A 13,467-nucleotide genomic window follows, 5' to 3' on the forward strand; every position below is an offset into this window, starting at 1 on the left:
CTGTCGACGGTGATGGGGCGGGGGTCTCCTGGTCGTCCGGCACGCGACGAGTCTGGCACCACCGGGGCCGCGCGCGGGTAAGGTCTGGCCACCACCTACAACGTTGCAGGAGAGAGCCCCCGTGACCGACCCGACCTCGACCACCCTCGCCCTCGACGCCGTCGTCGACCTCGACGTCCCGGGCCCCACGATCAGCCGCCACCTGTACGGGCACTTCGCCGAGCACCTCGGCCGGTGCGTCTACGAAGGGTTCTGGGTGGGCGAGGACTCCGACATCCCGAACGTCGGCGGCATCCGCACGGACGTCGTGGAGGCGCTGCGGGAGCTCGCGATCCCCAACCTCCGCTGGCCCGGCGGCTGCTTCGCCGACACGTACCACTGGCGCGACGGCGTCGGCCCGGCCGCCGACCGCCCGCGCATCGTCAACACCCACTGGGGCGACGTCGTGGAGGACAACTCGTTCGGCACGCACGAGTTCATGGCCCTGTGCGACCTGCTCGGCACCGCCCCGTACATCTCGGGGAACGTCGGCTCGGGCACGGTGCAGGAGACCGCGGACTGGGTGGAGTACCTGACCCGCGGCGACGACTCGCCGATGGCGCGCCTGCGCCGCGAGCACGGCCGCGACGAGCCGTGGGGCGTGTCGTTCTTCGGCATCGGCAACGAGCCGTGGGGCTGCGGCGGCAACCTGCGCGCCGACCAGTTCGCGTCGCTCGCGCGGCAGCACGCGACCTACGCCCGCGACCACGGCGGCAACCGCCTGGTCCGGGTGGCCGCGGGGGCGTCGGACGACGACTACGCGTGGACCGAGACCCTCATGCAGCAGGTCGCGAAGCTCGGCGACGCCGACCCGCGCGACCTGTGGCAGATGGTCTCGTTCCACTTCTACACGTTCGCCGGGACGTGGGGGGACAAGGGCGCCGCCACCGAGTTCACGCGCGACGAGTACTGGGCCACGATGCGCAAGGCGCTCGACGTGCGCCGCATCATCGCCGGCCACTCGGCGGTCATGGACGCCTACGACCCGCAGGCGAAGATCGGGCTGGCTCTCGACGAGTGGGGCACGTGGTGGAACGTGGAGCGGGGCACCAACCCCGGCTTCCTGTACCAGCAGAACGCGATGCGCGACGCGCTGGTCGCGACGGTGCACTTCGACGCCTTCCACGACCACGCCCGCCGCCTGCGCCTGGCGAACATCGCGCAGACGGTCAACGTGCTGCAGTCGATGCTGCTCACGGACGGCGCGCGGATGATCCGGACGCCCACGTTCCACGCCTTCGCCATGAGCGCGGGGCACCACGACGCCGCGAGCCTCCCGGTCCGCGAGCGCGCCGCGCGGGCCACGCGCGACGTCGACGGCACGGCGGTGGGAACGGTCTCGGCGTCGGCGTCCACGAAGGACGGTGCGGTGCTCGTCTCGCTGACGAACCTCGACCCGGACGCCCCCGCGTCGGTGCGCGTCGACCTGCGCGGGCGCGCGGTGAGCGACCCCGTCGCCACGGTGCTCGCCGCCGACGACCCCGCCGCGCACAACACCTTCGACGCGCCCGACGCCGTCGCGCCGCGCCCGCTGGACGGCGTGCGCCTCGAGGGCGGCGTCCTCACGGTGGAGCTGCCGCCGGCGGCGTTCGCGACGGTGCGCCTCGCGCTCGCGTCGTAGTCCCCGCGCGCGAATGCTAGCCATGATGTGAGACAGATGGTCCCATCCACTGGATGGTGGGTGTAGACCAAGGGGTGTGACCAGCCCCGCGGTCGACCACCGCTCCCCCACCGACCCCGCCGTCGCCGAGCACCCGCACTGGCGGCGCAACCTCGCCGTCGGCACGGCCGGCTCGTTCACCACCCTCGTCGCGATGACCCTGCTCGTGCCGTTCCTGCCCGAGTACGTGCGGCAGCTCGGCGTCGAGGACCCGGGCGCGGTGGTGCGCTGGTCAGGGATCGCCTACGGGGCCACGTTCCTCACGGCGGCGCTCACCGCGCCGCTGTGGGGGGCGCTGGGCGACCGGTTCGGCCGCAAGTCGATGCTCGTGCGCGCGAGCCTCGGCATGGCCGTGGCGATGACGCTGCTCGGGTTCGTGCAGAGCGTGGAGCAGCTCGTCGCCGTGCGGCTGCTGGTGGGGCTGCTCGGCGGCTACTCGTCGGGCGCCACCATCCTGGTGGCCGCGCAGACGCCGAAGGACCGCAGCGCGTGGGCGCTCGGCGTGCTGTCGTCGGGCATCCTCGCGGGCAACGTCGTCGGGCCGCTGGTGGGCGGTTTCGTGCCGGACTGGGTGGGCATCCGGCCGACGTTCGTCGTGTGCGGTGCGGTGATCTTCCTGGCGTTCCTCGCCACCACGTTCCTGCTGCGCGAGCCGCGCGCCGTCCCCGGCGCCCCGCGCACGGCCCGCCGCGCCCCCGGCGGCGTGTGGCGGCAGGTGCGGCGGCCGGGCGCCGTCGCCGTCCTGATCGCGACGTCGAGCCTGCTGCTGTTCTCGACGATGTCGATCGAGCCGATCGTCACCGTGTACGTCGAGGACCTCGGTCAGCTCTCGCGCGCGGCGGGGGTCGCGGGGATCCTCGTCGCGCTCACCGCCGTGGGCAGCGTCGTCGCGGCGCCGCGGGTCGGCCGGCTCGCCGACCGGGTCGGGCACGCCCGGGTGGTGGTGGCCTGCCTCGCCGCCGCGGGCGTGCTGGCCCTCGCCCAGGCGCTCGTGACGAACGTCTGGCAGCTCGGCGTCCTGCGGGTGCTGCTGGGGCTGAGCCTCGGCGGCCTGCTGCCGTCGATCACCGCGGCGGTGCGCCACCTCGCCCCGCCGGACGCCGTCGGCCGCGTGCTCGGCCTCGGCGTCTCGGCGCAGTACGTGGGCCAAGTGACCGGCCCGGTCCTCGGCGGGGTCGTCGCGGCCCGGCACGGCCTGCGCGCCGTCTTCGTCGCCACCGCCGTCGTGCTGCTCGCGGCGGCCGCGCTGAACCTCGTCGTCGTGCGGCGGGCCGACCGCCGAACAGGCGGTTGAGCACGGAATGCGTCCGTGTTCCGTGCTCAACCGCCTGTTCGGCGACCGGTCGGGGGGACAGGCCGGGTCGGGCTGAGCCGTTCAGCGACCCAGGACGGCCCGGGTCGCGACGTCGGGCCGCAGGTCGAGCCGCCGCAGGAGCTGCGCGTTGAGCGCCACCACCACGGTGGACAGCGACATGAGCAGCGCGCCGACGGACATCGGCAGCACGAACCCGACCGGGGCGAGCACGCCGGCCGCCAGCGGCACCGACAGCAGGTTGTAGCCCGCCGCCCACCACAGGTTCTGCTTCATCTTGCGGTAGCTGGCCCGCGACAGCTCGATCACGGACAGCACCGACCGGGGGTCGTCGCTGGCCAGGATGACGCCGGCCGAGGCGATGGCGACGTCCGTGCCCGCGCCGATGGCGATGCCGACGTCGGCCTGCGCGAGCGCCGGGGCGTCGTTGACGCCGTCCCCGACCATCGCGACCCGCTTGCCCTCGGCCTGCAGCTCCGCGACGCGCGCCGACTTGTCCTCCGGCCGCACCCCCGCGAACCAGCGGTCGACGCCCAGCTCGTCGGCAACGGACCGGGCCACGGCCTCGGCGTCGCCGGTGATCATCACGACCTGCACGCCCCGCCGGTGCAGCGCCTCGACCGCCTCCGCGGACTCCGGCCGCACCTCGTCCGCGAGCTTCAGCCCGCCGACGACGACGCCGTCGCGCAGCACGTGCAGGATGATCGCGCCGTCCGCGCGCCACCCGTCGGCCTCGGCCACCTCGCCGGCGCCCTGCTCCTCGAGGAGGCGCGGGCCGCCGACGCGGACCTCGTGCCCGCCCACCGTCGCGACCACGCCCACCGCCGGCGACGAGGTGAAGTCCGCCGCCCGCGGGACGTCGAGGCCGCGGGCCTCCGCCGCCCGGACGATCGCCCGGGCCAGCGGGTGCTCGCTGTCCGCCTCCGCGGCGGCGGCCAGCGCCAGGACGGCGTCGCCGTCGAGCGCCGCGCCGGTCGCGGCCACGGCGGCCACGGTCGGCTCGCCCTTGGTGAGGGTGCCGGTCTTGTCGAAGAGGACGGTGTCCACGGTGCGCATGCTCTCCAGCGCCAGGCGGTCCTTGACGAGCACGCCGCCGCGGGCCGCCCGCTCGGTCGCGATGGAGACCACCAGCGGGATGGCCAGGCCCAGCGCGTGGGGGCAGGCGATGACGAGGACGGTGATGGTGCGGACGACGGCGTCGTCCGGCAGCCCGAGGGCGGTCCAGGCGATCGCCGTGACGACGGCGGCGCCCAGCGCGAACCAGAACAGCCAGCCCGCCGCGCGGTCCGCGAGCCGCTGGGCCCGCGACGACGACGCCTGCGCCTCCGCGACCAGCCGCTGGATGCCCGCGAGCGCCGTGTCGTCACCGGTGGCGGTGACCTCGACCCGCAGGCCGGAGTCCGTGGCGACCGTGCCCGCCGTGACGGCGTCGCCCGTCGTGCGGGCCACCGTGCGCGACTCGCCCGTGACCATCGACTCGTCCATCTCGGCCCGGCCGTCCACCACGCGCCCGTCCGCGGGGACGGAGCCGCCCGGCCGGACCAGGACGACGTCGCCGACGCGCAGGTCCGACGGTTGCACCGTGACGACGCGCTGGTCCGCGCCGTCCCCCTCGACCCGCTCCGCCTCGTCCGGCAGCAGCGCCGCCAGCGAGTCCAGCGCGGACGTGGTCTGCGCCAGGGACCGCATCTCGATCCAGTGCCCCAGCAGCATGATCACGACCAGCAGCGCCAGCTCCCACCAGAAGTCGAGCTGGTGGTCGAGCACCCCGAGGCTGGCGCCCAGCGACGCGACGAACGCGACCGTGATCGCCAGGCCGATCAGCAGCATCATCCCGGGCTTGCGCGCCCGCAGCTCCGACACCGCCCCCGTGAGGAACGGCTTGCCGCCCCACACGTAGATCACCGTGCCCAGCACCGGGGACACCCAGTCCACCCACGCCGCGGCGGGGAGCTCGTAGCCCAGCACCATCGCGAACATCGGCGACAGCGCCACCGTGGGCACCGCCAGCGCCAGCATGATCCAGAACAGGCGGCGGAACTGGCCCACGTGGTCGCCGTGACCACCGTGGCCCCCATGGCCCGACATGTCGTGCCCCGCGTGCGCGTCGTGGCCCGCCATGTCGTGACCCGCGTGCGGGTCGTGGCCGGCACCGGCATGCTCGGCGTGGTCGTGCCCGTGCTCGTGATGGGCAGGGTGGCCCTCGTGGCCCTCGTGGCCCTCGTGGCCCTCGTGACCCTCGTGCTCGTCGTGACCGTGCTCCAGCACGCGCGCGGCGTCGTCGGGGCGGCGGTGCCCCGGGTGCTGGTCGGGAGTGGTGTGGTCCACGGCTCGATCCTCGTCTCGTCAGGATGGTTCGCGACTCGATTGATACCCCTAGGGGGTATCTCCTGCTCGGAACTCTATACCCCCTCCACGTATTCCGCCAGGGCTCGATGCCGACCGCCCGTCCCTCCGACCTGCGCGTTCGCCGCGACCACGGACGCCGAACAGGCGATCGCGCACCGTCTGAGAGCCCAGAACGTGCACAACCACCTGTTCGGCGCCAGGCCTGCGCCGCGGGGAACAATCCCGAGGGGGCCCGCGTTGGGCGATGGCCGCCGTACGCCGTACGAAAGAAGGTCCCGTGCCCCAGCCCGCCCCGCAGACCGCCAACACGACGCCCGCCACCGCTCCCACCGGCCCCGGCAGCACCCCGACGACCGCCCCGAGAACCGACCCGGGAGCCGCTCCAGACCCCGCGGCGCGCGCCGTCGCGGAGGAGCAGGCGACGCTCGACGCGGCGTGGGCACGACGCGCCACGGTGCTCGACGAGCTGGAGGAGACGCTCGCCGCGGCGCGACCGGAGGACGTCGCGGCGCGCGTGCGGGTCGCCCGGCTGCGGGCGCGGCGGGCGGAGCTGCGGCAGGCGGACCACGGCCTGGTGTTCGGCCGGGTCGACGGCGACGACGGCTCGGTGCGCCACCTCGGCCGCGTGGGCCTGCCGGGCGCCACGGAGGACGACGACCCGCTCGTCGTCGACTGGCGCGCCCCCGTGGCCCGGCCGTTCTACACGGCCACGCCGGTGGACCCGCAGGGGCTGCGGCGGCGCCGGCACGTGCGCACGGACGGCCGCCGGGTGGTGGGCGTGGACGACGAGCCGCTCGACGGCAGCCTCGACGACTCGGGCCTGGTCGGCGAGGGCGCCCTCCTCGCCGCCCTGGACGAGCGGCGCACGGGCCGTATGGGCACCGCGGTCGCGACCCTGCAGCGGGAGCAGGACGACGTCGTGCGCGCGGACGCCCGCACCCCGCTGGTGGTGCAGGGCGGGCCGGGCACGGGCAAGACGGTGGTGGCGCTGCACCGGGTCGCGTACCTGCTGTTCGCGCACCCGCACCTGGCGGAGCGCGGGGTGCTGGTGCTGGGCCCGTCGATGCGGTTCCTCGACTACATCGCGCAGGTGCTGCCCGCGCTCGGGGAGACGGCGGTCGTCTCGGCCACGTGCGACACGCTCGTGCCGGGCGTCCGCCCGACGCGCGCGGAGGACCGCGACGTCGCCGAGCTCAAGGGCCGGGCGGCGTGGCTGCCCGCGCTGCGCCGGTTCGTCACGTCGCTCGAGCCCGCGGACGGCCCGCTCGCCCTCGTGCTCGACGGCGAGGAGTACCTGCTGCCCGCCGCGCAGCTCGCCGCGGCCCGCCGTGCGGCGGCGGGGGCCGGGTCGTACCACCGCGCCCGCGACCGCGTCGTGGACCGGGTGCACGACCTGCTCACGGACGCCGTCGCCGACCGCCAGGCCGAGCTGCTCGCCCGCGCGGAGGAGGGGTTCGAGGACGTGCTCGGCCGGCTCGACGCCGCGCTCGCGAGGTCCGACGACCGCGCGCTGCACACCGGCGCCACCGGCTCCGACGTCGACGGCGTGCTGTCCGACGCGGACCTCGACGCCCTGCGCGAGCGCGTCGCCGCCGACCGGGGCGTCGCGGCGGCGCTCGACGCCTGGTGGCCGCGCCGCGTCGCCGCCGACGAGCTGACCCGGCTGCTCGGCGACGCCGACCTGCTGCGCGCCCACGCGGGCCCGGGCACCGGGTCCGGTCTCACGGACGCGGACGTCGCGCGCGTGGCCGCCGAGCCCGCGGGCGGCGCCGCCGGCTGGGCGAGCAGCGACGTCCCGCTGCTCGACGCGCTGGCCGAGCTGCTCGGCTCGCCCGCGGACGACGGCGCCGGCCGGGACGACCCCCGGGCCAGCGTCGACGGCAGGGACGACGGCACGGACGACGAGGACGGCGTCTTCGTGGCCGGCCGTGCGGCCGCGCGGCGGGACTGGACGTACGGCCACGTCGTGGTGGACGAGGCGCAGGAGCTGTCCGGGATGCAGTGGCACATGGTGGTGCGCCGCTGCCCCACCCGGTCGGTGACGGCGGTGGGCGACATCGACCAGGCGTCGTCCGCGCACCGCCAGACGGACTGGGGCGAGGCCGTGGGCGACGCCCTCGGCGACCGCTGGCGGCGCGCCGACCTCACCATCTGCTACCGCACGCCGCGCGAGGTCATGGAGCTCACCGGCCCGGTGCTGCGCCGCGCGGGGAGCCGCAACGACCCGCCGCGCGCGGTCCGCTCCGCGCCCGTCGCGCCGTGGCGGCGCGCCACCACGGAGGACGGGCTCCCGGCCCTGGTCGCCGACGCGGTCACCGGCATGGCGGCGCGGTACGAGGGCGGCACGGTGGGGGTGGTCGCGCCCGTCGCGCGGCTCGCGGGGCTCCGCGCGGCCCTGCCGGACGGCACGCCGGCGATGTCCGCCACGGACGCGAAGGGCCTGGAGTGGGACGGCGCCGTCGTGGTCGACCCGGACGGGATCGCGGCGGAGCCGCGCGGCTGGAACGGGCTGTACGTGGCGCTGACGCGCTGCACGCAGGAGCTCGGCCAGGTGGTGGTGGGCTCCCTCTGACCTTCCTCAAATCGACTGCGCGCCCCGGGCACCGGCCAGCAAGATGACGGCGCGACATCATCTGCCGTGATCGCCGAGGTGAGGAGTCCCATGCGCGTCCTGGTGACCGGAGGCGCCGGGTACGTCGGGTCTCACACCGTGCTCCGGCTGCTCGGGGCCGGGCACGACGTCGTCGTGGTCGACGACTTCTCCCGGGGCGCCCCCGCCGCGCTGGAGCGGGTGGAGATCCTGGCGGGCCGGCCGGTCCCCGTGCACGTCTTCGACAGCGCCGACATCGACTCCCTCGAGCGGCTCTTCGACGCCGAGGGCTTCGACGCCGTCCTGCACCTCGCGGGCGTCAAGCGCCCGGGGGCGCCCGGCGTGCGGCCCCTGGACAGCTACGAGACCAACCTCGGCACCACGTTCACGCTGCTGCGCTGCATGGCCTGGTACGGCGTCGACCGGCTCGTCGTGTCGTCGTCGGCCGCGGTGTACGGGGAGGGCCGCGACCTGCCGCACCGGGAGGACGCGCCCCTCGCCCCGTCCGGCCCGGTGGGCCGCAGCCACGCGATGAACGAGCAGATCCTGCGCGACGTCGTGGCCGACGCCGGCCCGCGCCTGCGCGTCGGCGTCGTGCGCCACTTCACCACCGCCGGGGCGCACCCGTCCGCGACGCTCGGCCCGGACCGTCCGGGCATGGCGGCGGGGCTGCTCACCGCCGTCGCCGAGACCGCGGCGGGCACGCGCGACCGGCTCGACGTGCACGGCGACGACCACCCGACGCCCGACGGCACCGCGATGCGCGACTACGTGCACGTGGACGACCTGGCCGCCGGGCACGTGGCCGCCCTGGCCGGGCTCGACGACGCGGACCAGCAGCTGTCCACCTGGAACCTCGGCAGCGGCCGGCCCACCAGCGTGCTCGAGGTCGTCCGGGCGTTCGAGTCCGTCACCGGCCGCGCCGTGCCGTACCGGGTCACGGGCCGGCAGGCGGGCGACGTCGCCGTGTCGTACGCCGACCCCGGCCGCGCGGAGGCGGAGCTGGGCTGGCGGGCCACCCGCGGCATCGAGGACATCTGCCTCGACCTGTGGCGCTGGCACCAGCGCAACCCCGGCGGCTACCCGGCGGCGCTGGCCCCGTCCACGCCGTGGCGCGGGGGCGTCGGGCACCGGCTGCGGCTCGTCTCCGCCGTGCCTGCCGCGTCCTCCTGGTAGGGACGACGGCGGGCGGCCGGGATCGTCAGTCCTTCGTCTCGCGGTAGTACCGCAGGGCGCCGGGGTGCAGCTCGACCGGGTCGGTGAAGATGGCGCGGACACGGTCGAGGTTCGCCGCCGACGGCACCTGGGCGGCGATCTGCGACCGCGCGTCGAACAGGGTGGAGACCAGGGTGCGGGCCTCGGCGTCGGGCATGTCGCCGCGCACCATGAGGAAGTTCGGCACGGCGAGCGTCTCGACCGCGGCCGACGAGCCGTACATCCCCTTCGGCACGATGCCGTGCCGGTAGCCGCTGCCGTACCGTGAGCGCACCTCCTCGACGAGGTCCCCCAGGGGCACGAGGCGCACGGGCACGTCGTCCGCGAGCGCCGTCAGGCCGGGGGTGCGCAGCCCGCCCGACCAGAAGAAGGCCTCGATGTCGCCGTCCCGGAGGGCCGCGATCGAGTCGTCCAGGCCGAGCCTGGTGTCCGTGAGCGCGGCGCGGGGCACGTCGGCGGCGGAGAGCAGGCGTTGCGCGATGAGGGCCGTGCCGGACCGCGGGGCGCCGAGCGACACGCGCTTGCCGCGCAGGTCGGCGATCGAGCGCACGTCGGAGCCGGCGGGCACCACCAGGTGCACGAAGTCGTCGTAGACGCGGCCCAGCGCGCGCACGTCGAGGGGCTCGTCGAACTCCCCCTCGCCGGCGACGGCGTCCCGGGCGGCGTCGGCGGCGCTGAACGCCACCTGCGCCGTGCCGGCGTCGAGGCTCTGCAGGTTCTCCACGGAGCCGCCGGTCTCGTCCACCTCGACGGGCAGGTCGTACCGCTCCTCGAGCACCTTCGCGATGGCGACGCCGTACGCGTGGTAGATGCCGGTGGATCCGCCGGTGGCCACGGTGAGCGTGTCGGGCTGGTTCCCCTCCCACGGGTCGCCCGCCGCGTCGTCGCCCACGCAGCCCGCGAGCAGCGGCAGGACCAGCAGCGCGGCGGCGAGCGCCGCGAGCAGGGGGCGGCGCGTCGTCGGCCGGGTGCTCACGACACCGCCTCCGGCGCGAGCGCGGGCATGCGCAGCCGCACCTCGAAGCCGCCGCCGTCGGGCAGGGCGAGGCGCAGTCCCCCGCCGCCGGTGGCGAGCAGCTCCGACGCGATGGCGAGGCCGAGCCCCGAGCCGCGGACGGTGCCGTGCCCGGGCGAGCGCCAGAACCGTTCCGCCAGCCGCTCCAGCTCCTCGGGCGGCACGCCCGCGCCGTGGTCGCGCACGGTGACCTCGACCATGCCCGCCGCGTCGCCGTCGTCGGGCACGCCGACGGTGACGTCGATGCGGCCGCCGTCGGGCGAGAACTTCACCGCGTTGTCGAGCACGGCGTCGAAAGCACACTCCAGGGCGATCTCGTTGAGCTCCGCCCACGCGCCCTCGGGGGCGTCGTCGAAGGCGAGGTGGCGGCCGACGGCGAGGAGCCGCCAGCTCTCGACGCGGCGGGCGACGAGCTCCACGACGTCCACCGGGCGCGCGCCGGCGGCCAGGTTCGCGTCGTCGGCGAGGAGCAGCAGCGCGTCGAGGATGTGCGCCATGCGCACGGCCTCGGCGCGGACGTGCGCCACCTCGGTGGCGTGCTCGTCCGGCGCCGAGAGCGCCAGGTCCTCGACGCGCAGCATGAGCGCGTTGAGCGGGTTGCGCAGCTCGTGCGACGCGTTGGAGGCGAACTCCTGCTGGCGGTGCATCGAGTGCTCCACCTGGGCGGCCATGGCGTTGAACCGCGTGATGACCTCGCGCAGCTCCGGCGGGCCGGTGGACGGCGGGATGCGAGCGTCGAGGCGGCCGCGGCCGATCTCGCCCATCGCGGCGTCGACGGCGCGCACGGGGCGCAGCACCCAGCCCGCGGTGCGGTGCGCGATGACGACGGCGAGCACGCACATGACGAGGCCCGCCGCCACGAGGATCCCCCAGCTCGACCAGATGCTGCGGGAGACCGACGAGGCCTCGGAGACGGTGAGGACCGCGCCCACCAGGTCGCCGCCGTCGTAGACGGGCTCGGCGACGACGATGCGGTCGGCCTTCCACGGCAGGGTGCTCAGCGCCGCCTCGCCGCGCCGGCCCGCGAGCGCGGCGTGCCGCTCGTCCAGGTCGTCGGCGTCGAGCCCGTTGGACGCCCACACGGCGCCCGACTGGTCGAGGACGGCCGCCCCCACCCCGTACACGTCGCGGTACCGCTTGAGGTCGCCCGCGACGATCGCCGGGTCGTCGGCGGTGAGCGACTGGCGTGCCGTGATCACGAGGTAGCCGGCGTCGGCCAGGCGGTCCAGGTAGACCTCCTGCTGGTTGGCGCGCGCCACGTTGCCGGAGTACGCGGCGCCGAGCAGGACGAGCACGAGCACGCAGGGCACGAACAGGATGATCGCCAGCCGGGTCCGCATCGACGTCTAGGCCCCCGCGCCGCGCGGCGCGGCCGCGTCCCCGCCGTCGGGCGCGACCATCCGGTAGCCCACGCCGCGGACCGTCTCGACCAGGTCGGGCTCGCCGAGCTTGCGGCGCAGGGATGCGACGTGCACCTCGAGCGTGCGGCCGAGGCCCTTCCAGCTCGACCCCCACACGTCGCGCAGGATGCGCTCGCGCGTGAGGACCGACCCCTGCTGGCGCACGAGCAGCGCGAGCAGGTCGAACTCTTTGCGGGTCAGCTCGACGACGGTGCCCGCCGCCCGCCGCACCTCGCGCCGCGCCAGGTCCACCACCACGCCCCGCACCCGGATGCGCGCGTCGGGGGCCTCGGCGCGCTGTCCGTCCCACTCGCGGCCGCGGCCGCGGCGGAGCACGGCGTCGATCCGGGCGAGCACCTCGCGCACGTCGTAGGGCTTGGTCACGTAGTCGTCGGCGCCGAGCTCCAGCCCCTGGATGCGCGCGTCGAGGCGGGTACGGGCCGTGACCATGATGATCGGGGTGTCCGAGACGCGGCGGATGCGGCGGCACACCTCGAAGCCGTCGATGTCGGGCAGCGTGAGGTCCAGCAGCACCATGTCCGTGCGGGGGCTGACCTCGCGCAGGGCGGACGCGCCGTCGCGGGCGCGGACCACCTCGAAACCGTGCCGCCGGAGCACGGACACGAGCGCGCCTGCGACGTGGTCGTCGTCCTCGACCACCAGCAGCTGCACGTGTCCGTCCCTCCCTCGGGCGCCTGGAGCGCACAGGCTAGCCGAGCAACGTTTCGGTGCCCACCGCCCGACCGGCTCCCGGGACCGGCGCGTCAGAGCCAGCCGACGCGCCGGAAGACCCGGTAGAGCACCACGCAACCCACCGCCATGAGCGCCAGCGCGAACGGGTACCCGAGCAGCCAGTGCAGCTCCGGCATGTTGCGGAAGTTCATGCCGTAGATGCCCGCGATCACCGTGGGGTAGACGAGGATCGCCGCCCAGGCCGAGATCTTGCGCATGTCCTCGTTCTGCCGCACCGACACCTGGGAGAGATGCACCTGCAGCATGTCGGAGAGCAGTCCGTCGTGCGCGTCGAGGTGCCGGTCGATCCGCTCCACGGTGGTCGCGACCCGCTCCAGCGGGCGCCGGTCCGCGACGACCCGGCGTCCGTCGCCGTCCGTGAGCTCCGGCAGCTCGGCCGCCACCGGCAGCAGCGCGCGCCGCGCCTCGGTGATCTCGCGCTTGAGGTCGTACAGCCGCTGCACCGGGTCGGAGACCGAGCGGTCGAAGACGAGGCGCTCCGTGTCGGCGACGGCGTCGCCCAGCGCGACCTCCACCTCCGACGCCACGCCCACCAGCCCCAGCACCACGGCGAGCGCCACGCGCTGCGCGCCCGACCCGTGCGCCGGGCCGGGGCCGCGCAGGCGGTCCAGCGCCCGGTCGTGCACCTGCGCCCCGCCCGCCTCGAACGTGAGCACCGTGTCCGGGCCGGCGAGGACGCCGAGCTCGCCGGTGTGCACCTGCCGGTCGTCCTCGGTGTACCAGACCGTGGGCGTGAGCACCGCGACCCAGTCGTCGTCGAGCCACCGCACCGCCGCCGTCGGCCGCTTCGGCACCTCCCGCGTGACGGCGTGCACCGCCGCCAGTCGTTCCCGCAGCGCCGGGTCCAGCTCCTGGGCCGCCGCCAGGAACCCGTGCTTGTCCGTGACGTGCAACCAGCGCGCCGGGTGCTCGTCGTCCCGCGCGTCCACCGGCGGGCCGTGCGTCCCGACGAACCACTGCCCCGCCGCCCGGCCCTCGTCGTCCGTCACCCCCGCATTCTCCGGCCCCGCGGGCCGGACGGCACGGCAGGCTCGCCCGGGGCGGCGACGTCGGCCCCGAACTGCCGATCACGACGCGGGTGCGGGTGGCGGGTCTTGACGTGCCGGTCCGTAAAGATCATAGTTCATGATCAAT

At 75.5% G+C, this 13,467-nt stretch carries 9 protein-coding genes; 4 read left to right on the top strand and 5 right to left on the bottom strand.

The genetic code is table 11. From position 1 onward, the window contains the following. Positions 1 to 121 precede the first annotated feature (121 nt). Positions 122 to 1,660, top strand: a complete 1,539-nt coding sequence (locus tag ACFU5J_RS00855) for an alpha-N-arabinofuranosidase (protein ID WP_430577490.1) — start codon at positions 122 to 124, stop codon at positions 1,658 to 1,660. A gap of 76 nt (positions 1,661 to 1,736) precedes the next feature. Further along, positions 1,737 to 2,993 carry an MFS transporter gene (locus ACFU5J_RS00860; RefSeq protein ID WP_430573417.1) on the top strand — a complete coding sequence of 419 codons (1,257 nt, stop codon included), beginning with the start codon at positions 1,737 to 1,739 and terminating at the stop codon, positions 2,991 to 2,993. Positions 2,994 to 3,074: 81 nt separating this feature from the next. On the opposite strand, the gene ACFU5J_RS00865 is transcribed toward ACFU5J_RS00860, so the two are convergent. Further along, entirely contained in the window at positions 3,075 to 5,279 is a 2,205-nt protein-coding gene (locus ACFU5J_RS00865) for a heavy metal translocating P-type ATPase (protein WP_430577755.1), read from the bottom strand. Positions 5,280 to 5,637: 358 nt separating this feature from the next. On the opposite strand from ACFU5J_RS00865, the gene ACFU5J_RS00870 reads away from it, so the two are divergent. Then, positions 5,638 to 7,932, top strand: coding sequence for a HelD family protein (locus ACFU5J_RS00870; protein ID WP_430577491.1), 2,295 nt, complete (start codon positions 5,638 to 5,640; stop codon positions 7,930 to 7,932). A gap of 90 nt (positions 7,933 to 8,022) precedes the next feature. Continuing rightward, positions 8,023 to 9,126 (top strand): UDP-glucose 4-epimerase GalE, encoded by a 1,104-nt coding sequence (gene galE / locus ACFU5J_RS00875; protein ID WP_430573419.1) that lies wholly within the window; start codon positions 8,023 to 8,025, stop codon positions 9,124 to 9,126. Positions 9,127 to 9,151: 25 nt separating this feature from the next. On the opposite strand, the gene ACFU5J_RS00880 is transcribed toward galE, so the two are convergent. The 4 genes from ACFU5J_RS00880 to ACFU5J_RS00895 form a co-directional block, all read right to left on the bottom strand. Further along, complete coding sequence (locus ACFU5J_RS00880) at positions 9,152 to 10,141, bottom strand: TAXI family TRAP transporter solute-binding subunit (RefSeq protein ID WP_430577492.1); 990 nt, start codon at positions 10,139 to 10,141, stop codon at positions 9,152 to 9,154. Beyond that, complete coding sequence (locus ACFU5J_RS00885; protein WP_430577493.1) at positions 10,138 to 11,520, bottom strand: ATP-binding protein; 1,383 nt, start codon at positions 11,518 to 11,520, stop codon at positions 10,138 to 10,140. The genes ACFU5J_RS00880 and ACFU5J_RS00885 overlap by 4 nt, the downstream gene beginning before the upstream one ends. Positions 11,521 to 11,526: 6 nt before the next feature. Then, entirely contained in the window at positions 11,527 to 12,252 is a 726-nt protein-coding gene (locus ACFU5J_RS00890) for a response regulator transcription factor (RefSeq protein WP_430573422.1), read from the bottom strand. 92 nt (positions 12,253 to 12,344) lie between these two features. Continuing rightward, a complete protein-coding gene (locus tag ACFU5J_RS00895) occupies positions 12,345 to 13,322 on the bottom strand; it encodes a CorA family divalent cation transporter (protein ID WP_430577494.1) in 978 nt (325 codons plus the stop codon). Positions 13,323 to 13,467 lie beyond the last annotated feature (145 nt).

The sequence above is a fragment of the Isoptericola sp. NPDC057559 genome, assembly GCF_042801555.1.
In the GTDB taxonomy this organism is placed as follows: Bacteria; Actinomycetota; Actinomycetes; order Actinomycetales; family Cellulomonadaceae; genus Isoptericola.

What these genes read in the sequence shown, in the direction of transcription:
- galE (WP_430573419.1), top strand. Translation starts at nt 8,023, where the DNA reads ATGCGCGTCCTGGTGACCGGAGGCGCCGGGTACGTCGGGTCTCACACC.
- ACFU5J_RS00885 (WP_430577493.1), bottom strand. Translation starts at nt 11,520, where the DNA reads ATGCGGACCCGGCTGGCGATCATCCTGTTCGTGCCCTGCGTGCTCGTG.